General features: G+C 71.4%; 24 protein-coding genes and 1 tRNA gene. 14 read left to right on the top strand and 11 right to left on the bottom strand.

Annotated elements, in window-relative coordinates; all coding sequences use genetic code 11:
* Positions 1-20: 20 nt before the first annotated feature.
* A tRNA-Arg gene (locus F6J84_RS07015) sits at positions 21-93 on the bottom strand.
* A gap of 84 nt (positions 94-177) precedes the next feature.
* Between F6J84_RS07015 and F6J84_RS07020 the strand changes: the two genes are divergently transcribed.
* Complete coding sequence (locus F6J84_RS07020) at positions 178-381, top strand: methyltransferase (protein ID WP_238702634.1); 204 nt, start codon at positions 178-180, stop codon at positions 379-381.
* Between the two features lie 88 nt (positions 382-469).
* On the opposite strand, the gene F6J84_RS07025 is transcribed toward F6J84_RS07020, so the two are convergent.
* Complete coding sequence (locus tag F6J84_RS07025; RefSeq protein WP_150972521.1) at positions 470-871, bottom strand: DUF3054 domain-containing protein; 402 nt, start codon at positions 869-871, stop codon at positions 470-472.
* A 106-nt stretch (positions 872-977) separates the two neighbouring features.
* On the bottom strand, positions 978-1,652 hold the full coding sequence (gene yczE / locus F6J84_RS07030) for a membrane protein YczE (RefSeq protein WP_238702636.1): 675 nt from the start codon (positions 1,650-1,652) through the stop codon (positions 978-980).
* A gap of 61 nt (positions 1,653-1,713) precedes the next feature.
* On the opposite strand from yczE, the gene yczR reads away from it, so the two are divergent.
* Positions 1,714-3,144 (top strand): MocR-like transcription factor YczR, encoded by a 1,431-nt coding sequence (gene yczR, locus F6J84_RS07035; RefSeq protein WP_150892383.1) that lies wholly within the window; start codon positions 1,714-1,716, stop codon positions 3,142-3,144.
* A gap of 1 nt (position 3,145) precedes the next feature.
* Here the strand turns inward: yczR and F6J84_RS07040 are convergent, their stop codons facing one another.
* A complete protein-coding gene (locus F6J84_RS07040; protein ID WP_150972523.1) occupies positions 3,146-3,394 on the bottom strand; it encodes a hypothetical protein in 249 nt (82 codons plus the stop codon).
* Between the two features lie 232 nt (positions 3,395-3,626).
* Between F6J84_RS07040 and F6J84_RS07045 the strand changes: the two genes are divergently transcribed.
* Genes F6J84_RS07045 through F6J84_RS07060 form a run of 4 tightly spaced genes read left to right on the top strand, consistent with a single transcriptional unit; the run spans position 3,627 to position 6,837 of the window.
* Positions 3,627-4,118 carry a single-stranded DNA-binding protein gene (locus F6J84_RS07045; RefSeq protein WP_150972525.1) on the top strand — a complete coding sequence of 164 codons (492 nt, stop codon included), beginning with the start codon at positions 3,627-3,629 and terminating at the stop codon, positions 4,116-4,118.
* 16 nt (positions 4,119-4,134) lie between these two features.
* Positions 4,135-4,617, top strand: coding sequence for a DUF6993 domain-containing protein (locus F6J84_RS15475; RefSeq protein WP_191905777.1), 483 nt, complete (start codon positions 4,135-4,137; stop codon positions 4,615-4,617).
* Between the two features lie 50 nt (positions 4,618-4,667).
* Positions 4,668-6,347 carry an energy-dependent translational throttle protein EttA gene (ettA, locus tag F6J84_RS07055; protein ID WP_150972528.1) on the top strand — a complete coding sequence of 560 codons (1,680 nt, stop codon included), beginning with the start codon at positions 4,668-4,670 and terminating at the stop codon, positions 6,345-6,347.
* Complete coding sequence (locus tag F6J84_RS07060; protein ID WP_238702637.1) at positions 6,340-6,837, top strand: acyl-CoA thioesterase; 498 nt, start codon at positions 6,340-6,342, stop codon at positions 6,835-6,837. Before ettA ends, F6J84_RS07060 begins: the two co-directional genes overlap by 8 nt.
* A gap of 30 nt (positions 6,838-6,867) precedes the next feature.
* On the opposite strand, the gene F6J84_RS07065 is transcribed toward F6J84_RS07060, so the two are convergent.
* A complete protein-coding gene (locus F6J84_RS07065; protein ID WP_238702638.1) occupies positions 6,868-7,764 on the bottom strand; it encodes an acyl-CoA thioesterase in 897 nt (298 codons plus the stop codon).
* Positions 7,765-7,805: 41 nt separating this feature from the next.
* Here F6J84_RS07065 and F6J84_RS07070 point away from each other — a divergent pair, with 41 nt between their 5' ends.
* The gene (locus F6J84_RS07070; RefSeq protein ID WP_150972532.1) at positions 7,806-8,474 is read left to right on the top strand and encodes a DUF8185 domain-containing protein; all 669 of its coding nucleotides are present in this window, start codon (positions 7,806-7,808) and stop codon (positions 8,472-8,474) included.
* Between the two features lie 7 nt (positions 8,475-8,481).
* Here F6J84_RS07070 and F6J84_RS07075 read toward each other — a convergent pair whose 3' ends face one another.
* The 4 genes from F6J84_RS07075 to pepN form a co-directional block, all read right to left on the bottom strand.
* On the bottom strand, positions 8,482-10,149 hold the full coding sequence (locus tag F6J84_RS07075; RefSeq protein WP_150972534.1) for an FAD-binding dehydrogenase: 1,668 nt from the start codon (positions 10,147-10,149) through the stop codon (positions 8,482-8,484).
* 2 nt (positions 10,150-10,151) lie between these two features.
* Positions 10,152-10,628 carry a globin gene (locus F6J84_RS07080; RefSeq protein ID WP_150972536.1) on the bottom strand — a complete coding sequence of 159 codons (477 nt, stop codon included), beginning with the start codon at positions 10,626-10,628 and terminating at the stop codon, positions 10,152-10,154.
* Entirely contained in the window at positions 10,625-11,893 is a 1,269-nt protein-coding gene (locus F6J84_RS07085; RefSeq protein ID WP_150972538.1) for a mechanosensitive ion channel family protein, read from the bottom strand. The genes F6J84_RS07080 and F6J84_RS07085 overlap by 4 nt, the downstream gene beginning before the upstream one ends.
* An 89-nt stretch (positions 11,894-11,982) precedes the next feature.
* Positions 11,983-14,529, bottom strand: a complete 2,547-nt coding sequence (pepN, locus tag F6J84_RS07090) for an aminopeptidase N (RefSeq protein ID WP_150972540.1) — start codon at positions 14,527-14,529, stop codon at positions 11,983-11,985.
* Between the two features lie 188 nt (positions 14,530-14,717).
* Between pepN and F6J84_RS07095 the strand changes: the two genes are divergently transcribed.
* The 5 genes from F6J84_RS07095 to F6J84_RS07115 are packed head-to-tail and all read left to right on the top strand — an operon-like array spanning position 14,718 to position 19,624.
* The gene (locus F6J84_RS07095; RefSeq protein WP_420846185.1) at positions 14,718-15,926 is read left to right on the top strand and encodes a ferrochelatase; all 1,209 of its coding nucleotides are present in this window, start codon (positions 14,718-14,720) and stop codon (positions 15,924-15,926) included.
* Between the two features lie 21 nt (positions 15,927-15,947).
* Entirely contained in the window at positions 15,948-16,496 is a 549-nt protein-coding gene (locus F6J84_RS07100; RefSeq protein ID WP_150972542.1) for a ribose-5-phosphate isomerase, read from the top strand.
* Complete coding sequence (locus F6J84_RS07105; protein ID WP_150972544.1) at positions 16,496-17,494, top strand: Fpg/Nei family DNA glycosylase; 999 nt, start codon at positions 16,496-16,498, stop codon at positions 17,492-17,494. The genes F6J84_RS07100 and F6J84_RS07105 overlap by 1 nt, the downstream gene beginning before the upstream one ends.
* Before the next feature lie 7 nt (positions 17,495-17,501).
* A complete protein-coding gene (locus F6J84_RS07110) occupies positions 17,502-18,137 on the top strand; it encodes an FMN-binding negative transcriptional regulator (RefSeq protein WP_150972546.1) in 636 nt (211 codons plus the stop codon).
* Positions 18,134-19,624 carry an amidohydrolase gene (locus F6J84_RS07115; RefSeq protein WP_150972548.1) on the top strand — a complete coding sequence of 497 codons (1,491 nt, stop codon included), beginning with the start codon at positions 18,134-18,136 and terminating at the stop codon, positions 19,622-19,624. The genes F6J84_RS07110 and F6J84_RS07115 overlap by 4 nt, the downstream gene beginning before the upstream one ends.
* 90 nt (positions 19,625-19,714) lie before the next feature.
* Here the strand turns inward: F6J84_RS07115 and F6J84_RS07120 are convergent, their stop codons facing one another.
* Positions 19,715-20,200, bottom strand: coding sequence for a Dps family protein (locus F6J84_RS07120; RefSeq protein WP_150892397.1), 486 nt, complete (start codon positions 20,198-20,200; stop codon positions 19,715-19,717).
* A gap of 158 nt (positions 20,201-20,358) precedes the next feature.
* On the opposite strand from F6J84_RS07120, the gene F6J84_RS07125 reads away from it, so the two are divergent.
* On the top strand, positions 20,359-22,494 hold the full coding sequence (locus F6J84_RS07125; RefSeq protein ID WP_150972550.1) for an acyltransferase family protein: 2,136 nt from the start codon (positions 20,359-20,361) through the stop codon (positions 22,492-22,494).
* A 10-nt stretch (positions 22,495-22,504) separates the two neighbouring features.
* Positions 22,505-23,056, top strand: a complete 552-nt coding sequence (locus tag F6J84_RS07130; RefSeq protein ID WP_150972552.1) for a gamma carbonic anhydrase family protein — start codon at positions 22,505-22,507, stop codon at positions 23,054-23,056.
* Between the two features lie 75 nt (positions 23,057-23,131).
* Here the strand turns inward: F6J84_RS07130 and F6J84_RS07135 are convergent, their stop codons facing one another.
* Positions 23,132-25,780 carry an alpha/beta hydrolase gene (locus F6J84_RS07135; RefSeq protein WP_150972554.1) on the bottom strand — a complete coding sequence of 883 codons (2,649 nt, stop codon included), beginning with the start codon at positions 25,778-25,780 and terminating at the stop codon, positions 23,132-23,134.
* Positions 25,781-25,799 lie beyond the last annotated feature (19 nt).

Consider the following 25,799-nt stretch of genomic DNA (forward strand, 5'->3'; position numbering starts at 1 on the left):
GGTGAGCCGGAGGCGGCCTGCCCCCCCGGGGTGATTCGAACACCCGACCAAGAGATTAGAAGGCTCCTGCTCTATCCACTGAGCTACGGGGGGTAGCGCGCTCTAGGTTATCGCGGACACCCTGGTGCGGTTCCCCGGCGGGCAGGCTACCGTCGGTGCGAGGAGAGGAGTTCGATGATGAGCACATCCGAAGGTCTGTGGGTCGCGTACGGCCAGTCCGGCGTCGTGGGCACGATCCGCAAGGAGGCGGGGGAGTACGTGGTGACGATCGCGGACGCCGCGGAGTCCCTCGGGCGCTATCCCACGATGGACAGCGCGAAGGGTGCCCTGCACTCGCACCTCACGCCGGGGGCGGACTGGCCGGAGTTCCGTCAGCACTGACGCCGGCCACCCGTGCCCATCGTCGGCCAGGAGATCGCGGGTGCGGACGAGCGCCTCCTCGCCTCGCGTCGGGCGGATGCGGTCGGGCTCAACGCGATCGAGCCGGGGCTCGCCGGCTTCGCACCGCCCCGATCCCGGCCGCGATGGTGCGCCACCCGACGAGAAAGGCCAGGAGGGTCACGGTCGCCACGATGATGAAGGCGACCGCGGTGCCCTGCCCGGACACGGCGCGCAGAAGCATCCCTCCCGTGACCGTGATCGCCCACACCGGCACGCCCGTGCGCACGAGGGCGGCCGGGCGTCGCCACGCCACGACGATCAGCCATGCTGCGACGAGGGAGATGAGGAACGGCCACGCGGTGTGCGCGAGCCCGGATCCGCTCGGTCCGAACGGGTCGCCCTCATGGGTGGCGCGGCCGATGGCGGCGAAGACGGTGACCAGGAAGGCGTCGAGGGCGAAGGCGGCGAGGGCGGCACGGTGGACGGACATGAATCCATTCTCCCCGCAGGCCGCGTGGGGCCCGTCTGCCGTGATCCGGGTTCACTCCAGGAGATGCACGCGCGTGGCGATGGCCCCGCCCCGCAGCGCGCCCACGCTACCGGTGGTCATGCAGCCGATCGTGTGGACGTGATCCACGATGATCTGATCGGTGACGAAGGTGCGGCCGGCCCTCCGGGGCGCGGTCCCCGACCGGGCGCGGACGGATGGCCAGGATCGGCATCATGAGGTGCACGAGTGGCCCGATCGACAGCGCGAAGGCGAGGGTGCCGATCCCCACCGTCCCGCCCAGCGCCCACCCGATCGCCAGCACGGTGATCTCCACGCTGCCGCGTGCGAGCCAGATGGGCCAGCCGAAGCGTGCACGGATGCCGGTCATGAGGCCGTCGCGCGGTCCCGCGCCGAAGCCGGCGCCGAGGTACAGGCCGCTCGCGACCGCCACGGCGAGGATCCCCGCACCGAGCAGGAGGAACCGGGGGAGGAGCCCGGTCACCGGCGGCAGGACCATCAGCACCAGCTGCATGCTCGTGCCGACGAGCAGGATGTTCGCGACGGTCCCGATCCCGGGTCGCTGGCGCAGCGGCAACCACAGCAGCATGACGCCGAGGCCCAGGATGTTCACGACCCACCCCACGCCGATCCCGCTATGCAGCGAGATCCCCTCGGCGAGCACCGTCCACGGGTCGACGCCGAGTCCCGCTCCGACCGTGAACGCGCAGCCGGCGCCGTAGAGCGCCAGTCCGAGGAGCAGGTGGATCACGCGGCGGGTCATGGGTTCATTCCAGCGCAGAATTGGACTCCGACCAAGAGGCCAATTCGTTTACGCTGGCCCCATGGACTCCCGGATCTCCGCCCGCGCCCTCACGGTCCTCCTCGGCGGATGGCGCACCAGCGAACCTGCCTACGAGGCGCTGGCGGACGGTATCCGCCTGCTCGTGCTGGACACCCGGATCGCCCCGCGCACCGCCCTGCCGGCGGAGCGGGAGCTGGCCGCCGCCCTCGGGGTGAGCCGCACCACGATCGCCGCCGCGTACCGGAGCCTGCGCGAGAGCGGCCACATCCGCAGCGTGCGGGGATCCGGCAGCGTGACCGAGCCGTTGGGGCGGCCCTCGAGCGCACGGACCGCGGTGTCGGACCCGGGGGCGATCGACCTGCAGCAGGCCAGCCCCGCAGCGTGGCCCGGGCTCGCCGGTGTGCTGGCGGAGGCGGCTCAGGCGGCCACCGGGATCCTCGGCCGACCGGGCTTCGACGTCGTCGGCAACGAGGATCTCCGCCGCGGGATCGCCGACCGGTACACCCGGGCGGGCCTGCCGACGGATCCGGGGGAGATCCTCGTCACCAACGGTGCGCAGAGCGCGCTGCACCTGCTCGCGTCCACCCTCGTGAGCCGAGGGGACCGGGTGCTCATGGAGACGCCCACCTACCCCCACGCGGCGGACTGCTTCCGCGCCGCGGGCGCACGGCTCGTCAGCGTACCCGTGACGACGGCGCACGGGTGGGACCTCGACCGCGCGGAACAGGCGTTCGACCGCGCCGTCCCGACCCTCGCGTACCTCATGCCCGACTTCCAGAACCCGACCGGGCGATCGATGTCGGAGGAGGAACGGGAGGTCATCGAACGCGCCGCAGAGCGGGCGGGGACGCTCGTCGTCGTCGACGAGACCACGGCCGACCTCGACATCGACCGTGCCGTCGCGCCCCGTCCGTTCGCGCCGGCCGGCAGCGGCGTCTCGGTGGTGCGGGTGGGATCCTTCGGCAAGACGGTGTGGGGCGGGCTGCGGGTCGGCTGGATCCGTGCCACCCCCGATCTGATCCGGAGGGTCGTCGCGGCGCGATTCGCGATCGAGCTCGGCACCCCGGAATGGGAGCAGCTCGTGGCGCGCATGCTGCTGCCCCGCTTCCCCGAGATCATCGCCCAGCGCGCGCACCTGCTCCGTGCCGGACGGGACAGCGCGGTACGCGCCCTCGGAGAGGCGCTTCCGGAGTGGGCCGTTCCCCGGGTGGACGGCGGCGTCGCCCTGTGGGTGGACCTGGACGCGCCCCTGAGCGGGGCTCTCGTCATGGCAGCCCGCAGCCGTGGGCTGCTCCTGTCCGCGGGGCCCCGGTTCTCGGTCGACGGCGGGTACGAGCGTCAGTTGCGGATCCCCTTCACCGCCGCCCCCGACCGGCTGGAGCAGGCGATCGACATCCTCGCCTCGGTGTGGCCGGAGGTCAGGGCCGGCTCCGCGCCCGTCATGCTGGAGCGGATGGACGCGGTCGTCTGACTCAGCCGTTGCGCAGCGTCGCGACGGCGTCGGCGAAGCTCCAGAACCCGCCGACGTCCTGGAAACACCGGGCGCTCCAGCGGTAGCGGAGCGCCCGGTAGCGCAGCCCCTGGTCCGTGGACTGCTCCTCGACGAGACCCGCGACCGCGCCGCCGGGCGTGAGGATCCGCCACCGCGAGAGGCCGAGCGGCACCACTGCGTCGATGCCGGGCCGGCGGACCGGCGCGGCGGTCAGGATCTGGTCGGTCATGCGTGCTCCCCTCGGACGTGTCCCCCGACGGTACGGCCGACCTCCGACACGGCGGGGTGCGCGCCGCGCACCTCCTCCCCAGCGTCCTTCCGCCCCCGCTTCGTGCACCGCATCGCCATTCGTCGCATCCCGCCCTCCCCACGCGCCCACAGTGGAACCAGCTGCGGCGCCCGACGGGCACTCGGGCGCCGCAGCACACCCGGGGACGGTCCCCGGAGAAAGGCATCGCGACATGAACGAGAGCATCACCGTGGTCGGCAACGTGGCCAGCGTCCCCGAGCGGCGGGACCTCCCCTCCGGGGGCGCGGTCACCAGCTTCCGGATGGCGGTCACCCAACGCCGATTCGACCGCGAGAGATCGACCTGGGTCGATGGTCACACCAACTGGTTCACCGTCAGTGCATTCCGGGCGCTGGGCGAGAACGTGTACCGGTCATTGCACAAGGCGGACCGCGTGGTGGTCACCGGGCGGCTGCGGCTGCGGGAGTGGGAGACGGACGCGAAGAAGGGGGTCAGCGCGGAGATCGACGCGGAGGCGCTCGGACACGACCTGCTGTGGGGGGTCAGCGTCTTCCAGCGCGCGGAGTCGCCCTCCGCGGCAGGGGCCGGGGACACGCCGAACGCCGCCGGTGCAGAGCCCCCGGCCGGCGCCGAGGAGGTGCAGACGTGGGGCGCGCCGGGTGCCCCGCGCGAGCTCGTCGCCAGCGGGGAGACGCCGTTCTGATGCCTAGACTGACCGGGTGACTTCGACCCGCACCGGACGATGCGCCGTCCTCCTCGCGTCCCTGCTCGTCGTCGGCGCGGTGCTGGCGGGCTGCTCGGCACCGGAGCCGGTCGTCCCGCCCAGCACCGCCGCGCCGAGCGCGTCCGCGACGCCCACCCCGGCGGCGCCGACGCTGATCCCGGAGGGGACGGCGGAGGACAACCTCCCGTTCTTCACCGAGGTCGTCACAGGGGTGTGGAACGGGCCCGAGCAGGTCGCGGGCCGCGCCTACGTCGACGCCCTGGCCGCTGCCGGTTTCGACAGGGCCGCCATGCAGCTCACCCCCGACCTGACCACGGTCGGCGACCCGGCGGAGAGCATCGAGTTCTCCGTCCGGTGGGGCGAGGAGTGCCTGATCGGGCAGGTCGGGCCGGCGATCGGCACCCCCGTCACGGTGGTGCTCCCGGGGCTGCCGAACGATCAGTGCCTGATCGGGGTGACGCGCCCGATCGACTGGTGAGGTCGGCGGCGCCCGTGCACGGCCCGAGTCCCGGCTAGACTGGACCGGATATGGCTGAGTACATCTACCAGATGGTCCGTGCCCGCAAGGCGGTCGGCGAGAAGCTCATTCTCGACGACGTCACGATGGCGTTCCTCCCCGGCGCGAAGATCGGCATGGTGGGCCCGAACGGGGCCGGTAAGTCGACGATCCTCAAGATCATGGCGGGGCTCGACCACCCGTCCAACGGCGAGGCGAACCTCGCCTCCGGCTACAGCGTCGGCATCCTCATGCAGGAGCCCGAGCTCGATGAGAGCAAGACCGTGCTGGAGAACATCCAGGACGGCGTCGCGATCAAGGCGAAGCTCGACCGCTTCAACGAGATCTCCGCGCTGATGGCCGACCCCGACGCCGACTTCGACGCCCTGCTGGCCGAGATGGGCACGCTGCAGGAGGAGATCGACGCCGCCGACGGCTGGGACCTCGACTCCCAGCTCGAGCAGGCGATGGACGCCCTCCGCACGCCCCCGGGCGACGCCGCGATCGCCCCCCTCTCGGGTGGGGAGAAGCGCCGTGTCGCGCTCGCCAAACTGCTGCTCCAGAAGCCGGACCTGCTCCTGCTCGACGAGCCCACGAACCACCTCGATGCCGAGAGCGTGCTCTGGCTCGAGCAGCACCTGAAGTCCTACAAGGGCGCGGTGATCGCGATCACCCACGACCGGTACTTCCTCGACAACGTCGCGGAATGGATCGCCGAGGTCGACCGAGGCCGCCTGATCGGGTACGAGGGCAACTACTCGACCTACCTCGAGAAGAAGGGCGAGCGCCTCGCCATCCAGGGCAAGAAGGACGCGAAGCTCGCCAAGCGCCTCGCCGAGGAGCTGGACTGGGTCCGCTCCAACGCGAAGGGCCGTCAGGCCAAGTCAAAGGCGCGTCTTGCCCGCTACGAGGAGATGGCGAACGAGGCCGAGCGCACCCGGAAGCTCGACTTCGAGGAGATCCAGATCCCCGCGGGTCCGCGTCTGGGTAGCGTCGTCATCGAGGCGAAGAACCTGAAGAAGGGCTTCGACGGGCGCTCCCTGATCGACGGCCTGAGCTTCAGCCTCCCGCCGAACGGCATCGTCGGCGTGATCGGTCCGAACGGCGTGGGCAAGACGACGCTCTTCAAGACGATCGTCGGTCTCGAGCCCCTCGACGGCGGTCAGCTGAAGATCGGTGAGACGGTCAAGATCAGCTACGTCGATCAGAGCCGCTCCAACATCGACCCCAACAAGACGCTGTGGGAGGTCGTCTCGGACGGCCTGGACATCATCACGGTCGGCAAGACCGAGATCCCCTCGCGCGCGTACGTGTCGAAGTTCGGTTTCAAGGGCCCCGACCAGCAGAAGAAGGCCGGCGTGCTCTCCGGTGGTGAGCGCAACCGTCTCAACCTCGCGCTGACGCTCAAGGAGGGCGGCAACCTGCTGCTGCTCGACGAGCCGACCAACGACCTGGACGTCGAGACGCTGCAGTCGCTCGAGAACGCTCTGCTGGAGTTCCCCGGCTGTGCCGTGGTCATCACGCACGACCGGTGGTTCCTCGACCGCATCGCCACCCACATCCTGGCGTACGAGGGAACCGACGAGAACCCGGACAAGTGGTACTGGTTCGAGGGCAACTTCGAGGCGTACGAGCAGAACAAGATCGAGCGTCTCGGACCGGATGCGGCCACGCCGCACCGTTCGACGCACCGCAAGCTCACCCGTGACTGAGGCTTCGAGGGCGGCGCTGCGGCTGCATGTCCCGATCCCGCTGCGCTGGGGCGACCTGGACGCGTTCAACCACGTCAACAACACCTCGATGCTCAAGCTGCTCGAGGAGGCGCGGGTGCGCGCGTTCTGGGAGCCGGAGCCGGGCAAGCCCGAGGTGTACCCGACCGCGGTCGTGCCGGCCGGAGCCGCCGCGGGCATCCTGACGCTCATCGCGCGCCAGGAGATCGAGTACCAGCAGCCGGTTCCGTACCACCGGGAGCCGCTGGATGTGCAGCTGTGGTTCGGCAAACTCGGCGGGTCCAGCATCGAGGTCTGCTACGAGGTCTACAGCCCGGCGGGAGCCGAGCCCCAGACCCTGTACGCACGCTCTTCGGCCGTGGTCGTCCTGGTGGACGCGGCGAGCGGGCGCCCGGTGCGGCTCTCCGACCGCATGCGCGAGGCCTGGGCTCCGTACCTCGGGGAACCGATCGCCTACGCCCGTCGCAGCTGACCGGACTGCCGCATCCGCGCCGGTCCGGCGTCAGCCCTCCGACGGCACCCGGACCATGACCTCCTGGGCGACGCTGGCCACCAGCAGGCCGTCCCTCGTGTAGATCCGGCCGTTGGCGAGTCCTCGGCCGCCGCGCGCCGTCGGCGACTCCTGCACGTAGAGCAGCCACTCGTCCGCGCGCGCCGGACGGTGCCACCACATCGCGTGATCGAGGCTCGCCACGTTCAGCCCGGGGGAGTACCAGGTGAGTCCGTGCGCACGCAGGATGGACTCCTGGATCGTCATGTCCGAGAGGTAGGCCAGGGCCGCGCGGTGCGCCAGTGGGTCCTCCGGCATCTCGCGCCGGGTGCGCAGCCACACGGCCTGGTGGGGCTGTCGCTCGGCGGGCACGTCCGTGTAGAGCGATCCCGGCACGTGCCGCAACTCGATCGGCGAATCCCGCAGCCGGCGCCTCGAAGACGTGCCTTCGGCGAGCGGGTCCGGGAGGTCGTCCGGCCCGGGAACGCCGGGAGCGGGCACCGCATGCTCCACGCCGTCGTCCTGGGTCTGGAACGACGCGATCATCGAGAAGATCGGCACGCCGTCCTGGAACGCCTGGGTGCGACGGGCGCTGAACGAGCGTCCGTCCCGCAACCGGTCGACCGAGAACGTGAGTCCCTGCGCCGCGTTCCCCGGGCGCAGGAAGTATCCGTGCATGGAGTGGATGGGGCGGTCCTCGCCGACGGTCCGCGACGCCGCGATCACCGACTGTGCGAGCACCTGGCCGCCGTAGATCCGGCCGTACGGCATCGGGTGGGAGACGCCGGTGAAGATGTCCTCGGTGGTCCGCGCGTCGGTGGAGGTCAGCGCCAGGACGGAGAGGAGGGAGGCGACGGGGTCGTCCTCCGAATCCGGGGTCCGCGTCCCGTCGAGTCCCGCTGCGTTCACGCTGTCTCCCTCATTCACCGGCCCTTGATAGTTTAGGTCGGATGTCCCCTCGACTCTTGTTCCCCGATGCCGAAGCCGCAGCCGACGCGCTCACCTTCGCCGGACGGCTCGCCGCGGTGGACCCCGAGGGCAGTGTGCGACTCCAGGGCGCGTCCGGTGTCCTCGTGATGACCGCCGGCGTGCTCGCGCCCCGTGGTCTGCTCGAGGCCATGCCGACGGTGCTCGCCCTGCGCGTGCTGCCCGTCGACCCCGAGCTCGAGTGCGACCTGACCGTCTCCGCGACCGGACTGACCGGGACGGACTCCCGTACCGAGGTGGCGCTCCCGGAGACCGCCGTGCGCGCGGCCTGGGCGGGCGTGTCGCCTCCTCGTTCGGGATGGACGCCCGCGGGTTCCGTCGGGGCAGCGGTTCTGGCGGCCCGGGCACAGTGGGGCATGGCGGCCGTCGCGCACGACCTGCCCGTGGATCCGGGGGAGGACGTCGTCCGCGCCGTGCGCGCCAAGATCTGGGGCGAGCCGGACCCGGACATCGCGGATCTCCCGCGCGGGGTCGCCTTCGCCGCCGTCTCGATGGGGTTCGTCCACGGTGAGGAGGACGCGCCACTCTACTCGGCACCGGGGTGGACGAGGCTGAGTCTCGGTCGCGGCCACATCCTCGTCCGGGGTCCGGTGCGCAGCGGACTCACGCAGGTGCGGGCCACCGGTCGCTGAGGGCCGCTCAGAGGGCCGCCGCCGCCGCGCGTCCCGCGATCCGGCCGGAGAACAGGCAACCGCCCAGGAACGTCCCTTCGAGGGCCCGGTACCCGTGCATGCCGCCCCCGCCGAAGCCGCTCGCCTCACCGGCCGCGTAGAGCCCCGCCACCGGTCCGCCGTCGGCGCCGAGCGCCCGCCCCTGCAGATCGGTCTCGATGCCGCCGAGGGACTTCCGGGTCAGGACGTGCAGCTTCACGGCGATGAGGGGCCCCGCCGCCGGATCGAGGATGCGGTGCGGCGCGGCGGTGCGGACCAGCCGGTCGCCCCGGTACGCCCGGGAGGAGCGCAGCATCGCGATCTGCGCGTCCTTGGTGAAATCGTTCGCCACCTCACGATCACGGGCCTCCACCTCCGCGCGCACCTGCGTGCCGTCGAGGAGGTCACCGCCGGGCAGTACCCGCATCCCGTCGATGAGGGCGTCGAGATCGTTGCGGACGACGAAGTCGGCTCCCCGGTCCAGGAACGCCTGCACGGGTCCGGCGGCGCCCTTGCCCAGCCGCGACCGGACCAGCAGCGGCAGGTCCTTGCCGGTCAGATCGGGGTTCTGCTCGCTTCCGGACAACGTGAACTCCTTCTCCACGATCCGGCTGGAGAGCACGAACCAGGAGTGGTCGTGCCCGGTCGCGCGCAGGTGCGCGAGCGTTCCCAACGTGTCGAAGCCCGGGAAGAGCGGCACCGGGAGCCGGCGGCCGGTCGCGTCCAGCCAGAGCGAAGAGGGGCCGGGGAGGATGCGGATGCCGTGGTCGGCCCATACGGGTGAGTGATTGCGGATGCCTTCGACGTAGTGCCACATCCGGTCGCCGTTGACCAGTCGCGCGCCGGCCCGCTCCGCGGTACCGAGCATCGCGCCGTCGACGTAGGCGGGCACGCCGGTGAGCATCCGCTCCGGCGGGGCGCCGAGCCGTTCCGGCCACCGGGCGCGGACGAGGTCGTGGTTGCCGCCGATGCCGCCGGAGGTCACGATCGTCGCGCCGGCGCGGATGCGGAAATCCCCGACGACCTCCTGGGTTCCGGCAGCGCCGCGCACCGCGTCATCGGCAGCGAGCACATCCCCCTCCGCGCCGACCGCCACGCCGTTCTGCATGGTCAGGGCGCCCACCCGGTGCCGCGGGAGGATCGTGATGCGGCCGAGTCTCTCGGCCTCCTCGACGGCGGCCTGGAACGGTGCCACCACACCGGGGCCGGTTCCCCAGACGATGTGGAAGCGCGGGACGGAGTTCCCGGGACCGGTCGCGGTGTAGCCGCCCCGCTCCGCCCATCCCACGACGGGGAAGAACCGGACGCCCTTGGCGCGCAGCCAGGCGCGCTTCTCGCCGTGCGCGAAGTGCAGGTAGGCCTCGGCCCAGCGCCGGGGCCACGCGTCCTCGGCCCGGTCGAACCCCGCTGTCGCGAACCAGTCCTGCTCTGCGAGCGCCGCGGAGTCCCGGATCCCCATCCGGCGCTGCTCCGGCGAGTCCACGAGGAAGAGACCCCCGAAGGACCACCAGGCCTGGCCGCCCAGGTTCACCCGGGACTCCTGATCGAGCAGGACGACCCTGCGCCCGGCGCCCGCTGCCTCGGCGGCGGCGACGAGCCCCGACAACCCCCACCCGATCACCAGCACGTCGGTCGATACGGGGGTGGGTGCGGCCACGGCTACTCCTTCGTCGGAACGTCCGTTCGTGCCGTCATGGTCATGCCGGGCGCGGTCCGTCCGTCGGCGACGGGGCCGATCCCGGAGGGCTCGAACGTGTTCACCATGGCATAGGCGGCCCGCTCCAGGTAGTCCCAGAGCGTCGCTTCCAGCAGTGGCGGCATCTCGGCCGTATCCACGGCCCGCCGCATGTGCGCGAGCCACCTGTCGCGTGCATCCGGATTGACCGCGAACGGGGCGTGGCGCATCCGCAGTCTCGGGTGCCCCCGGCGCTCGCTGTAGGTCGTCGGCCCTCCCCAGTACTGTTCGAGGAACATCAGCATCCGCTCGCGGGCGGGGCCGAGGTCCTCTTCCGGGTACATCGGCCGGAGCACGGGATCCTCGGCGATGCCTTCGTAGAAGACGCCCACCAGGCGCTCGAAGAACGGGTGGCCGCCCACCTGGTCGTAGAAGCTCACGGAGCCGTCCTGGTCGCTCATGATCCGTCCTCCGCGTCCTTCGTCGTGTGGCGTTCTGGTGCGGGCGGGGCCGGGTGCGTCGCCTCCGTGCCGTCCCGCGGGGAGTCCGGGGCGTCGTGATCCGGCGTGGGGTGCGAGGCCTCGCGTGCCGCCTTCGCGTCCCGCAGAGCCGTCGCCGTGTCCTTGCGGGGCCGCGCCGGCGACTTCACCACGGTGTCGTCCTCGGCAGCGGCCTGCCGGGCTTTCGCGACCTTGCGGGCGGTGCGCTTGGGCTTCCAGACGGGCCGTTCGACCGGCAGGGTCGTCGGGTTGGTGACGGGCGGGTTGGCGCCGCGCACGCGCTGCGCACCCTCGATGCCGCTGAGCACGATCGAGTTCAGCTGCGGCAGACGCACGCCCATGGCGTCCATCGCGCGCTTGAGCCGCATCCGGAGTTCCCGGGCGACGTCGTCCTTCGCGTTGGAGCGGGTCCGCTGCACGAGACGGATGACGAGCGCGTCACCGGAGACCGACTCCAGACCCCAGAGTTCGGGCTGCTCGAGGATCCGGCTGCGCCACTTGGGGTCCTTCGCGAGCGCGCGCGCCGCGTCCAGCATGGCCTTCTCCACCGCCTGGATGTCGACGTCCGCGGGCACGGCGAGGTCGATGATGACGCGGGACCAGCCCTGGGACATGTTCCCGATCCGCGTGATCTCGCCGTTGCGGACGTACCAGAGCGTCCCGTTGACGTCACGGACGTGGGTGACCCGCACCGACACGTACTCGACCACGCCGGTGGCGAGGCCGAGATCGACGACGTCGCCGATGCCGACCTGGTCCTCCGCGACGATGAAGATGCCGTTGAGCACGTCCTTGACGATGTTCTGCGCACCGAAACCGAGGCCCGCACCGATCGCCGCGGTCAGCAGCGCGAAGGAGCCGAGGATGGTCGAGTCGACGGCATTGACGATGAGGATGAGCGCCACGATCACGATCGTCACGCTCGCGATGTTCTGCAGGATGGAGCCGAGCGTCCGGGTGCGCTGGACGAGCCGCACCGCCGCGAGCGGAGAACGGTCCAGGGCCATGGTGTCGGTCACCTGGGCCTTCGACTTCGCGCCGGACACGATCCGCTCGACGATGCGGTGGATCACCCGCTTGAGGATCCACACGGCCAGCAGCGCCCCCGCGATGATCGCCAGGACCACCAGGAGCGTTCTGCCGGCGCCCAGGAAGAACGAGCCGACCGACTCCCAGAACTCGGGGTCGGCCAGTGTCGCGGAGTCCGTGCCTTCGAAACCAGTCATCGTCTCGATGCTATCCACCCGCTCAGGGATGAGGCTGGGAGCCACGGATGCCCCGCCCCGGTCGGGGGCGGGGCATCCGGGTATCGCACTCAGTCCTGCGAGTCGCGCTCCTGCACCGACAGTGCGCGTTCGACGCCGGCGAGGTTCTCCGCGACCAGGCGCCGCAGTGCCGCCGGTGCGTCGGCGTTCTCCGCGAGCCACGTGCGGGTGGCGTCGCGCAGGGCGACGTTCGCCAACGGAGCCGGGTAGAGGCCCACGATCAGGTAGCTGGCGATCTGGTAGGTGCGGTTCTCCCAGATCGGCAGCAGCATGTCGAAGTACGCCGGGACGAAGGGCTCGAGCAGGTCGACGGTCGCGGGGTGGGTGAAACCGCCCGCAGCCGAGCGCACCACCGTGTTGGGCAGATCCGTCCGGTCCACGAGGCTGCTCCAGGCGGCCTGTTTCGCCGCGGCATCGGGCAGCGCAGCCTTCGCCTGAGCGGCGAACTCGCCGCCCTTGGCGGTGTTGTCCGCGGCGAGCGCCTCGTCGATGTCGGCCGCGTTGACCACGCCACCCGCGGCGAGCGAGACCATGAGCGCCCAGGACAGGTCCGCGTCGATCTCCAGGCCGTCCAGGGCGATCTCGCCGGCGCGGAGGGCGCGTACCGTCTCCACCTGCTCCGGCGTCGACGCGGCGCTCGCGAATGCGGTGACGAACTGCAGCTGGCTGTCGCTGCCCGGCGTCGCCTCCTGGGCGAGGGCCCACAGTCCGTCGGCGACGCGCACGCGGCTCTGTGCCCGCTTACCCGGAGCGACGTAGGAGTTCGCCGTCAGCTGGAGTTGTCCGAGCGTGGTCCGGACGGTGGTCGACTCCGTCTCGGCGCCGATGTTCCCGAGGACCAGGTCGATGTAGTCCGACGCCGCGGATTCCGCGTCCCGTGTCTGGTCCCACGCCGCACCCCACACCAGGGAACGGGCCAGGGGGTCGGAGATCTTCGACAGGTGCGCGATGGCGGTGGCGAGGGAGCGGTCGTCCAGCCGGATCTTCGCGTAGGCGAGATCCTCGTCGTTGAGCAGGATGAGGTCGGGTCGACGCACGCCCACGAGCTCCGCCACGTCGGTGCGGTCACCGTCCACATCCAGCTCGATGCGGTGCACGCGCACCAGCTGGTCGCCCTGCAGGTCGTAGAACCCGACGCCGAGGCGGTGCGGGCGGATCGTGGGGTAATCCGCCGGTGCGGTCTGGATGATCGAGAACTTCGAGATCGTGCCGTCCGAGGCCTCGTCGACAGCGGGGGTGAGCGTGTTGACGCCCGCCGTCTCGAGCCACTTCTTCGACCACACCGAGAGCTCGCGGCCGCTGGTCGCCTCGAGCTCGACGAGGAGGTCGCCGAGCTCCGTGTTGCCCCACGCGTGCTTCTGGAAATACGCGGAGACACCGGCGAAGAACTGCTCGATGCCGACCCACGCGGCGAGCTGCTTGAGGACCGACCCGCCCTTGGCGTAGGTGATCCCGTCGAAGTTCACCTGGACGTCCTCGAGGTCGTTGATCTGCGCGACCACGGGGTGCGTCGAGGGGAGCTGGTCCTGCCGGTAGGCCCAGGTCTTCTCCATGGCGTTGAAGGTCGTCCACGCCTCGGTCCATTCGGTGGCCTCGGCGGTCGCGATCGTCGACGCCCATTCCGCGAACGACTCGTTCAGCCAGAGGTCGTTCCACCACTTCATCGTGACCAGGTCGCCGAACCACATGTGGGCCAGCTCGTGCAGGATCGTGACGACGCGACGCTCCTTGACGGCGTCGGTCACCTTGCTGCGGAACACGTAGGTCTCGGTGAACGTCACCGCACCCGCGTTCTCCATCGCCCCGGCGTTGAACTCCGGCACGAACAGCTGGTCGTACTTCTCGAACGGGTACGGGACCTTGAACTTGTCCTCGAAGTAGGCGAACCCCTGGCGCGTCTTCTCGAACACGTAGTCCGCGTCGAGGAACTGCCACAGGCTCTTGCGGGCGTAGACGCCCAGCGGGACGACCCGGCCGGAGGCGCTCGTGAGCTCGGAGAACGTGGCCTCGTACGGCCCGGCCACGAGCGCGGTGATGTACGAGGAGATGCGCGGGGTCGGCGCGAAGCTCCACGTCGCCCGTCCGTCGCCGTGCTTCTTCGGCTCCGGCGTGGGGGAGTTGGACACGACCTTCCACGGCTCCGGCGCGGTGACGGTGAACTGGAAGGTCGCCTTGAGGTCGGGCTGCTCGAACACGGCGAACATGCGCCGGGAATCGGGCACCTCGAACTGCGAGTACAGGTAGACCTCGTCGTCGACCGGGTCGACGAACCGGTGCAGTCCTTCGCCGGTGTTGGTGTACAGGCAGTCCGCGTCCACGACGAGGACGTTCTCGGACGCCAGTTCGTCCAGGGCGATGCGCGAATCGGCGAACGCGGCGACGTCGATGTCGCGTCCGTTCAGCGTGATCGAGTGCACGTCCCGGGCGATGAGGTCGATGAACGTCGCGGCCCCGGGCGTCGCGGTGAACCGGACGGTGGTGGTCGAGCGGAAGATCTCCGGACCCGAGGTCAGGTCGAGCACGACCTCGTACGACTGCGTCTCGACGACCGCGCGGCGCTCCTGCGCTTCGATGCGGGTGAGGTTTTCTCCAGGCACTGCGTTACTCCCGTGGGGTATGGGGTGGGATGCCGATCACCGCGGCTGGCGGCGCCGACGACCCGACCAGCCTACGGTTCGCCGGTCCGATCGCGGTATCGGATCTCGTGATGCGGCGCTCGTTACCACGTGGACGCGCTGTCGGGGAGACCGCCCCCGGGACGAACCTGCAGTGGAAGGATGATCGGGTGACCCCCATCGATTCCCCCCAATCGGCCTCCCTCGCGCCCGACGGCGTGCCCTTCGCCTCCGCGCAGGCGGCGAGCGGGGCTCCCTACGTGGAGGTGCCGACCCCCTACGACGGGATCCTGCTCGCGGGTTTCGGCGGCCCCGAGGGGCAGGAGGACGTGATCCCGTTCCTGCGGAACGTGACCCGGGGACGCGGGATCCCGGACGAGCGGCTGGAGGAGGTGGCCCACCACTACCGTGCTTTCGGCGGAGTGAGCCCCATCAATGCGCAGAACGCCGCGCTCAAGACGGCGCTCGAGTCCGAGCTGGGCAGGCGCGGGATCGCGCTGCCGGTGTACTGGGGCAACCGCAACTGGTCGCCCTATCTGGAGGAGGCGGTGCGGGAGGCCGCGGATGCCGGATCCCGCACGCTGCTGGCGGTCGCGACGAGCGCCTACAGCTCGTTCTCGAGCTGCCGGCAGTATCGCGAGGACTTCGCCCGCGTGCTGACCGAGACCGGCCTGGCCGGCACGGTCACGATCGACAAGGTCCGGCAGTTCTTCGACCACCCCGGTTTCGTGGCCCCCTTCGTCGCGGGGGTGCGCGACGCGATCGCCGGATTCCTCGAGGAGGGGATCGCCCCGGAGCGCGTGCGCGTGCTCTTCTCCACCCACAGCATCCCGGTGGCCGATGCACAGCGTTCGGGACCCCGGGACGTGGACTTCGGACCCGGCGGTGCCTACGCGGCGCAGCACGAGGCGGTCGCGGAGGTCGTCATGGCCGACATCGCGGGCGACGTCCCCGCGGCGGGCGCGGTGCCGTGGGAGCTCGTCTACCAGTCCCGTTCCGGCCCGCCGACCCAGCCCTGGCTCGAGCCCGACGTCTGCGACGTGATCGGGGAGCTGCCCGGTCGCGGCTGCGACGCCGTGGTCATCGTTCCGCTCGGGTTCGTCAGCGACCACATGGAGGTTCTCTGGGATCTCGACACGGAGGCGATGGATGCTGCGGCGGAAGCCGGGATCCGTGCCGTGCGCACACCGACCCCTGGCGTGGACCCCGCGTACGTGTCCGGCCTCGTGGACCTGGTCGAGGAACGTCTGCACGGCGCACCCGCCGCGGACCGTCCGCACCGCACGCCCCTCGGTCCGTGGTTCGACGTCTGCCGCCCCGCGTGCTGCGAGAACGTGCGTGCCGGGTTCAAAACGGCGGCGGCGGGGATCGCCCCCTGAACGATCTCTAGGATTGTGGCCATGCGCATCCACATCGCCACCGATCACGCCGGTCTCGAGTTCTCCACGCAGCTGCAGCACCACCTCGCGGAGCAGGGGCACGACGTGGTGGACCACGGTCCCCTCGACTACGACGCCCTCGACGACTACCCCTCGTTCTGCATCCGGGCGGCCCAGGCGGTCGCGCGTGACCAGGCGGCCGGCATCGAGACCCGCGGCATCGTGTTCGGTGGATCCGGGAACGGCGAGCAGATCGCGGCGAACAAGGTCGCGGGTATCCGCGCTGCGCTGGTCTGGAACATCCCGACTGCCGAGCTGGCGCGGGAGCACAACGACGCGAACGTGATCGCGATCGGCGCGCGCCAGCACACGTTCGAGGAGGCCGTGACCTTCATCGACCGGTTCATCGCGACGCCCTTCTCGAACGACGAGCGCCACATCCGCCGGATCGCGCAGATCGCCGCGTTCGAGCAGGACGGGTCGCTGCTGCCGGACCCGCGGGCCGGGCAGGACCGCCCGGCGGACGTCCTCGCCGCGGACGACACCAGCTTCGATCCGGAAGCGGGCTGATGCCGGAGGGGCATTCGGTCCATCGCATCGCCCGCCAGTTCGATCGCAACTTCGTCGGGCGCCGGGTGTCCGCGTCCAGCCCGCAGGGGCGCTTCGCGGAGGGGGCCTCGCTGCTCGACGGCCGGGAGGCGCTCGCGGCGCGCGCGGTGGGCAAGCAGATGTTCCTCGAGTTCGAGGAGGACCTCTGGTTGCGGGTGCACCTGGGGCTCTACGGCGCGTGGGACTTCTCCGGGGAGATCCTGGTCGACCCGACGATCGCCTCGGCGAACGGGAGGATGGGGCAGACGAATCAGCGCGGCACCGCGCTGGACGAGCCCGTGCTGGACGATGCGGGGGAGAACTCCCTGACCTCCATCGGGGCCCCGCGCCGTGCCCGCGTGCATGTGCGCATGTCGGAGCAGACGACGGGGCTCGCCGAGGAGGGCGCGGAATGGCCACCGCCCGTCGTCGGCCAGGTGCGGCTGCGCCTGCTCACCGAGCTGACCTGCGCCGATCTGCGCGGCCCGACTGCCTGCCAACTGCAGACCCCGGACGAGGTGCAGGCCACGATCGACAAGCTCGGCCCGGACCCCCTCGTGGACGACGCCGTGGCGGGTGAGGAGCGGTTCACCGCCGTGGTCCGGCGCAAGCCCACGGCGATCGGCCTGCTGCTGATGGACCAGAACGTGGTCAGCGGCATCGGCAACGTGTACCGGGCGGAGCTCCTGTTCCGCGCCCGGCTGAACCCGCACACACCCGGTCGCGACGTGCCCGAGGAGACGGTGCGGGGACTCTGGCGTGACTGGTCACGGCTGCTGACGATCGGTGTCGAGACCGGGCAGATGATGACGATGGACGACCTCTCGCCGGACCGGTGGCGGGCGGCCATGGCCAGCCGCGACGACAGGCACTGGGTCTATCACCGTGCCGGCTTGCCGTGCCGGGTCTGCGGAACGGCGATCGTCCTCGAGGAGATGGGCGCGCGGAAGCTCTACTGGTGCCCTTCCTGTCAGGCATGATCGGGCCATGAGACAGAACCCGAGCTTCGTCATGACGGACGTCGGCGAGATCCGTCGGCTCATCGAGCGCAATCCCTGGGTGACCCTGGTCAGCCACACCGAGAGCGGCCTGGTGGCGTCGCACTACGCGGTGCTGCTGGACGACGCCCGGGAGGACCTGACCATCGTGGGACACGTCGGCAAGCCGGATGACATGATCCACGGTCTCGGCCGGGGCGAACTCCTCGTCGTCGTACAGGGCCCGCACGGGTACATCTCGCCCGGGTGGTACGGCGACGGCCCCGCGGTGCCCACATGGAACTTCGTCTCCGCGCACCTGAGCGGCGTCCCCGAACTGCTCGACACGGCGGAGAACCTCCGGGTCCTCGATCGGCTCGTCGACCGCTTCGAGCGGCCGATGCCGCATCCCCGGGGGATGTGGGCGGCTCCGAACGACGCGGACTTCGTGGAGCGGCTCGAGCGCGGCACCACCGGCTTCCGGCTCACCCCCACGCGGGTCGTCGGTAAGCGGAAGCTCAGCCAGAACCGTCCCGGCGAGACCGTGGACCACATCGTCGAGATGCTCCGCGCCGAGGGCCCCCACGCGAATCCCGCTCTGGCCGACGAGATGGCGCGCGCCCGGGCGGCGCGGAGCGGGCTGTGATCGGCGCCACCGTCGACGCGGTCGCGCGCGTGCGGGTCGCCGGGCCCGGGGCGGAGCTCCTCCCCGACGACGGGCTCTACGACGTCCTGATCAGCGACGGACGCATCGCCGACATCGCCCCGACCGGGGCATTGCGCCTGGCCGGCGACATCCTCGACGCGCACGGCGCGTTCCTCGTGCCGGGGCTGTGGGACCATCACGTCCACGTCACACCCTGGGCCCTGGCCTCGGAGCGGATACCGCTGCACGACGTATCGTCGGCAGCGGAGGCCGCGGCACGGATGGCGGGTGCTCCGCCCCTGCGCGACGGCCGTCGGGTGGGGATGGGGATGCGCTTCGCGTTCTGGCCGGACACGCCGAGCCTGGCCGTGCTGGACGCGGCGACGGGCGGCATCCCCACCTACCTGGTCAACGCGGACCTGCACAGCGTCTGGCTGAACTCCGCCGCGCTCGCCCGGGAGGGTCTCGCCACGACCGACGGGGTGCTGCGTGAGGAGGACGCGTTCGAGGTCGCCCGGCGGTTGAACGCCGTGGCGCCTGAGGACGCGGACGACGCCGTGGCGGCGATGGGGACGGCGGCCGCCGCGCGCGGGGTCGTCGGCATCGTGGATCTCGACATGCAGTGGAACGCCGAGTCCTGGATGCGCCGCCTCGCGAGCGGCTTCGACGCGCTGCGGGTCGAGTTCGGCGTCTACCCGGAGCACCTGGAACGTGCGATCGGCGAAGGGCTGCGCACCGGCGACGCCCTGCCGGGCCGGACCGGCCTCGTCGAAGTGGGGCCGATGAAGGTCATCACGGACGGCTCCCTCGGCACCAGGACGGCAGCGTGCTCGCATCCCTACCCGCACGATCCCGCCGACCGCGGGGTGCTGACCGTGCCGCCGGCCGCGCTTCGCGCGCTCATGTCGCGGGCGACCGGCGCGGGCTTCGCCTGCGCGGTGCACGCCATCGGCGACGAGGCCAACCGGCACGCGCTGGACGCGTTCGCCGCGACCGGCGCGTGGGGGACGATCGAGCACGCGCAGCTGGTCTCGCGTACGGACATCCCGCGGTTCGCTCGACTGGGCGTTGCGGCGAGCGTGCAACCGGAGCATGCGCTGGACGATCGTGAGCTGACCGACAGCGTCTGGGCCGCGCAGACCGCGACCCCCTATCCGCTGCGCTCCCTGGCCGATGCCGGTGCGGACGTGCTGCTCGGTTCCGACGCGCCCGTCGCGCCCCTCGACCCGTGGTCGGCGATGGCCGCGGCGGTGTTCCGCACGCGCGGAGCGGCCGACGCCTGGCGGCCTGAGGAGGCGCTGCCGTTTCCGCTGGCCCTCGCGGCGTCCACGCGGGGGGGATCCCGGCGTCCGCAGACGATCGCGGTGGGTGCGCCCGCGGACCTGGTCCTCTGCGCCACCGATCCGCGCACCGCGGACGAGAGCACCCTGCGTGGCATGGAGGTGCGCGCGACGCTCCTCGGCGGCCGCGTCACCCATCTCGCCTGATGCCGGCTCGCATGGTGTCCTCCGGGAGATGCCGGAGATGACGAAGAGGCCCCCGCCGTGGCGGGGGCCTCTTCGTTCAGCAGGGGAGGGTCACTCGGCGAGGTGCGCGGAGAGGAACCAGCGGTCCTTCTCGAGACCGGCGCGGATGCCGATCACGATGTCCTGGCTGGTGAGGTCGATCTCGTCGAGGCCGTCGATGGCGGCCTGGACGTCGACGATCACACCGTCGATCTCGGCGACGACGTGACGGATCATCTCGTCCCAGGGCGTGAAGCCGGCGGGCACGCTCGAGGGCTTGCTCTTCTCGGCGACCGTGCTGAGGCGGGCGTCGACGGGCAGGCCGAGGGCGACGATGCGCTCTGCGGCGAGGTCGGCGTAGGACTGGGCGTGCTCGACGACCGTGTCCAGGAGTTCGTGGATCGCGATGAAGTTCGCGCCGCGGACGTTCCAGTGCGCCTGCTTCCCGTTCACGGCCAATGCCTGCAGCCCCAGGGTCACCGGGGTCAGGAACTGTGCGGCGCCGGCGGCGACGGTGGGGTCCGCGGCGGTGGCGGGGATGGTGAGGTTCTTCGACATGGTGATGCCTCCGTTTTCTGCAGTTCGCCTCTGCTGATGACAACGCTAGTGACACCCCAGAATTCCGCAAGCAAAGTGAGGCTGCGCTAAGCACCGCCGCGGCGCCGCGCGGACGCGTCGATCAGGGGATCGGCGGCCGGAGCAGATAGCGTCGTGGGGTGGCAGCGGCAGAACACGATTCGGTCCCTCAGCGGTTGGACGATCCGGCGCACGCGGTGCGCCGCGAGCCCGTGGGACGTTCCCCGGAGCACGCGGAACCCTCGCGCTTCCTCCCGCACGTCCAGGGGCTTCGTGCGATCGCGGTTCTGCTGGTGGTCCTCTACCACTTCTGGCCCGGACGCCTGCCCGGCGGGTACGTCGGCGTCGACGTGTTCTTCGTGATCTCCGGGTTCCTCATCACCGGTCACCTCATGCGCGAGCTGACCGCGACGGGCACGGTGCGGCTCGGGCAGTTCTGGGCGCGCCGGGCGCGCCGCCTTCTCCCCGCCTCGCTCCTCGTCCTGCTCGTGTGCGCGCTCGTGGCTGCCTCGCCGTACCTGATGCCGGTGTCCGGGCTGCAGCGCGAGATCTCAGAGATCCTCGCCTCGACCTTCTACGTGGAGAACTGGTACCTCGCCTTCACCTCCGCCGACTACCTGAACCACGCCGGCGACCCCTCGATGGTGCAGCACTACTGGTCTCTGTCGTTGGAGGAGCAGTTCTACGTGCTGTGGCCCCTGATCATGCTGTTCGCGGCGTGGGCGGGCGTGCGGTGGTTCGGCGGGCGGACCCGCCGGGTCATCCTGATCACGCTGGCCGTGGTGAGCGCGGCGTCCCTGGTGTTCTGCATCGTCTTCACCCTCACCGACCCGGCGCCGGCGTACTTCGTCACGTTCGGCCGGATGTGGGAGTTCGGGCTCGGGGCGATGCTCGCGCTCGTCCCGGCGCTGCGCATCCGCAACGCGGTGGGCAGCTTCCTGCTCGGCTGGGCGGGGATCCTGGCGCTGGTCTACACGGCGTTCCGCTTCGACGCCTCGACGCCGTTCCCCGGCTACAGTGCGCTGCTCCCGGCCCTCGGCGCCGCGGCCGTCATCGCCGCCTCCAACAGCGAGCGCTGGTGGTACCCCACCCGGCTCCTGGCGGTGCCGCCCATGCGGTTCACCGGCGACATCTCCTACTCGCTGTACCTCTGGCACTGGCCGCTCATCGTGATCGCGCCGTCGGTGCCGTTCTGGGGTCTCACGATCTACCACCGCGTGGCGCTCCTCCTGCTCTGCTTCGTGCTGGCGTGGCTGACCAAGCGCTTCGTCGAGGATCCGTTCCGCGGCTGGAAGGTGCTCACCGCTCGACCCGCGAAGGTCTCCCTGTGGGCATCGCTCGTGGCGATGGTGCTCGTCGCGGGGACAGCCGGGGGAGCGTGGGCACTCAACGCGCCGGCCTACCGCGAGGGCGTGGAACAGCTGGCCGAGCTCCGTGAGTCGCCGCCGGAGTGCTTCGGCGCCGCATCCGTGCTCGATCCCTCCTGCGGCGGCGAGCGGGTGAGCACGGCGATCCTGCCGAGCCCCGGCTTCGCGGGGGTGGACAAGCCGGCCGACGAGCAGTGCTTCGTGCAGCTCAACGGTGCCGAGCCCGTGGTCTGCGAATTCGGATCGGACGCGGCGGATGCGCCCACGGTGGCCCTCATCGGGGACAGTCATGCCTTCCAGCTGCTGCCGACGTTCCAGCGCATCGCGCAGGAGAACGGGTGGCGCCTGGTCACGTACGTCAAGGGGGCGTGCCCGTGGAGCGCGACCCCGCTCGCGACGTCGGGCGCCTTCGGGGACGCCTGCACCCAGTGGCGTGAGGCGGTCACCGCCGACCTCGTGGCCGACCCGCCGGACGTCGTCTTCACCGCCGCGATCGCGACGACGCCGTACGCGTCCGCCGGTTTCGCGTCGTCGTACGACGCCGCCGTGGCCGGATACCGCGAGGCGTGGTCGACCATGACGGAGGCCGGTGTCCCGATCGTGACCGTCGTGGACAACCCGGTGTGGGAGACCGACCCCAACAAGTGCCTGCGCACCCGCGACGTCGCCGCCTGCGATGGTGCCCGTGCCGAGGTGCTGGTGGCGGAGGACCCCTTGCGGGAGGCGGCGGAGGGGCAGGAGCTCGTGACACTGCTCGATTTCACCGACGTCTTCTGCGACGAGGACTCCTGCTTCCCGGTCGTCGGGAACGCGAACGTGTACCGCGACCAGGACCACCTCACGGTGACCTTCGCGGACACCCTGGCGCCGGCCTACACGGCCGCGTTGCGCGAGGCCATGGGGCGCTAGGGTCTGAACCATGACCGTCTCCGGCAACGCCTCGATCCTGGCCCTCGGCGATGCGACGCCGAGCATCGCCCCCAGTGCCTTCATCGCGGACGGTGCCCGCGTCATCGGCTCGGTGACGATGGGGGAGCGGTCGAGCGTCTGGTACAACGCGGTCCTGCGGGCTGACGGCGATACCATCACCCTCGGGGCCCGGAGCAACGTCCAGGACAGCGTGAGCGTGCACGTCGACCGCGGCTCACCCGTGACCATCGGCGAGGACGTGTCCATCGGGCACAACGCGGTCGTGCACGGGTGCACGATCGGCGACGGCTCCCTCATCGGCATGGGCGCGGTCGTCCTGAACGGTGCACGCATCGGGGCCGGGTGCCTCGTGGCAGGTGGCGCGGTCGTGCTCGAGGGCGCCGAGATCCCGGACGGCTCGCTCGTCGCCGGCGTTCCGGCGAAGGTGCGCCGGGCACTGAGCGACGAGGAGCGCGCCGGTCTGATCCGGAACGCCGAGGCGTACCTCGCGCACGGCGCGACGCACGCCGCCGCGCGCCCGGTCCCGGCCGAGTCCGCCTGACCCGCCGCGTCCGCCTGACGGCCACCTGCTTCCGGCGGGACCGGCCGCCGCGTGTGCGGTGACCGGTCCCTCTCGTCAGGACCGCGTGCGGATCGCTCGGCGGATGGCGAGGGTGCCGAGTCCGGCGAGCAGCAGTGCCGCCGCGGCGGCGAGCCCGATCAGCGGCTCGACGCCGGTCGCGGCGAGCGATCCCGCTCGGGGTGCTGCGCCGGTGCCCGCGCCCTCACCGGCCGCGGGATCGGCTCCCGGGGCGCCCGGGGTCGGTGCGGGTACCGGCGCGCCGCCCGCCTCGGCCGACCAGGCGGGCGCCGATGTGCCCAGGATGCTCGTGGCGGTGACGGCGAAGCGCTGGCCGTCGGCCGCCGCTCTCGCCGCGGCCGATGCGACGGTGGTGCCCGTCTCGCAGGAGGTTCCGGTCGTCTCGCAGACGATCAGGCCGTTCGCGTCCCGGACCGTGTAGCCCGTGACCGGGAGTGCGGATGCGGAAGCGGACCAGGTCAGTCGCGTGACACCGTCGGCCGTCCTGGCCTCGACGGCATCCGGCGCGGAGGGACTGGCGATCTCCGAGTCCCCGGCGGGGAGGGGGAGTTCCGCCCGCGCGCCCGCGCGGGTGAGGGCCAGACGCAGGTCGCCGTCGCTCGTCACGCGCATCGTGCTGGACGCGAGGACGTCGGCCCCGGCGGCGTCGAGGTCCACCGTCGCTGTGGCGACGTTCTCCACTGCGACCTCGATCTCGTCGCGGGGTGCCCGCTCGCCGACGGTGACGCGCTGCTGGTCCCGCACCTGGGCGGGGCCGTCGCCCAGAATGCGCTGTTCGTCGGTGAGGACGGCGCGCCAGTCGATGGTGTCGAGGGCTCCGGCCGTCGCGCTCACGCGGCTCCACCGTGCCTCGCGGTCACGCGGGGAGAGCTCGGACAGCCAGTAGGCGCGGTCGACCGGCAGGCCGAGGTCCGCCCGCTCGTCGCCGGGCTCCCACCGGAAGACGACACTCGCCGGAGCGTGCTCGCGGGCAGGGGCGGACGCCACGTACTCGGCCGCGTCCGCCCAGCCGATCCGGCTCCCCAGCATCCCGTGGTCGGCGTCCTCGTAGTAGTGCGCGCGGTACGGAACGGCCGCCTCCTGCATGGTCGCATCCCAGATGCGCGTGTTCGCCAGGGCGACGTCGCGGCTGCCGGAGTCGATGAAGGTGCGGACGCTGCCGAGGTTCTCGGCGCGCAGCGGCGCTCCCTCCCGGTCCCGTTGCCCCGCGGTGTTGAAGTATCCCGCGCCCGAGACGATGACCGCCCCGGCCAACACATCGGGATGGTTCGTGACGATGTGCGTGGCGCCGACCCCGCCCATCGAGAATCCGCCGATGACGGTACGGTCGGCGTCGATGAGGAAGGCGGCTGCGCTCCGGCTCCAGACCTCCCAGACGTCGAGCTCCGCCTCGTTGATGTACCAGCTCGACAGGCCGCGACCGAGGGGCATCACGCAGATCGACCCGCGCTCCGCGCACATCGGCACGAAGACGGCGTCGCGGTGCTCGCCGATGAAGGCGTTGTGGTTGCCGTCCCCGCCGTGCAGCAGGATCGTCAGCGGTACGGCCGACTCTCCCGTGTACGACTCGGGGACGAAGACCGTGTAGGGCTGTACCCGCCCGAAGAAGGTGGCCGGCTGCAGGGCCGGTCCGGGGCTGCGGCGTGCAGCCGGGTCCATGCCCTGACCGAGATCGGCGGAGGAGACGTACCAGCGCGTGGAGTAGCCGCGCGGCTGCGGTTCCGGCGTGGACTCCTTCGCCGCGAGGCGTGCCCAGTCGACCGCGATGGAGAACGCGGACACGTCGCCGCCGGTGAGCAGCTCGCTCTGCCGGCGGTTGTTCCACTGGGTGGACGCGTCCGGACCGGACAGGATCGGTTCGTCGGCGATGTCGCGGAATGCCGCGTTGTACACCCGGGTGCCCTCGGACTCTTCCGGGCTCGCCGCGAACGCCGTGCCGCTCTCGTCGGCGATGCCGGCGGCAAGGCGGGTCGTCCACACGCCCTCCACCGGAAGGGTGCTGCGCGGGATGGACACGATGAACGAGCGGGCGGCGTCGTCGACGGTGAGGCGGCCGCCGAGCGTGTCGAGGTCGGTGACGGCGCCGGTTTCCGTATCGGTCCACCATGCGCCCCGTGAGGACACCACGAGGGCGGCATCGATCCCGGAGGACTGCACGCCCGCGGATGCCGGCCAGGTCGCGGTGCCGGTGGCGTCGTCACCGTCGGTGTCGAAGGTCCACGCGGCGATCGGCACGTCGGGGTCGATGAGGGTGTTCCAGTCGACCCGCCAGTAGGTGTGCTCCCCATCGGTGGCCACCGCAGCCCGGAAGACGTCGGCGCCGTTGGCCCCGGCGGCCGCATCGGCGTAGGTGTAGTTCCCGGCGCCGGTGTCGTCGTACAGCCAGTCGGACCACAGCAGGGCGCCGGCGTCGTACCGGCTCGTGCCGGACGTGCGGGAGAACGCGTCGGAGAACGGCCAGCCCTCCGCAGCGGGAAGGGTGGGTTCGTCGGCGTGCGCCGCCGGCGGCGCACTGGCCGGGATCCCGGTCGTGGGCTCCGCACCCGACGCCGGATCGGCGTGAGCCGGCACGGCGACGAGGACGGTGCCGGTCGACAGGATGAAGGCGGCCGAGGCCGCGACGACCCGGTGGGGTGTGGGCGGTCGGCGGTGCGGGCGGGGGAGTGGCGGGGGGACGCGATCCATCGGCTTCTCCTTCGAAGCA

Source organism: Microbacterium caowuchunii, from assembly GCF_008727755.1.
Taxonomy (GTDB): Bacteria; Actinomycetota; Actinomycetes; order Actinomycetales; family Microbacteriaceae; genus Microbacterium; species Microbacterium caowuchunii.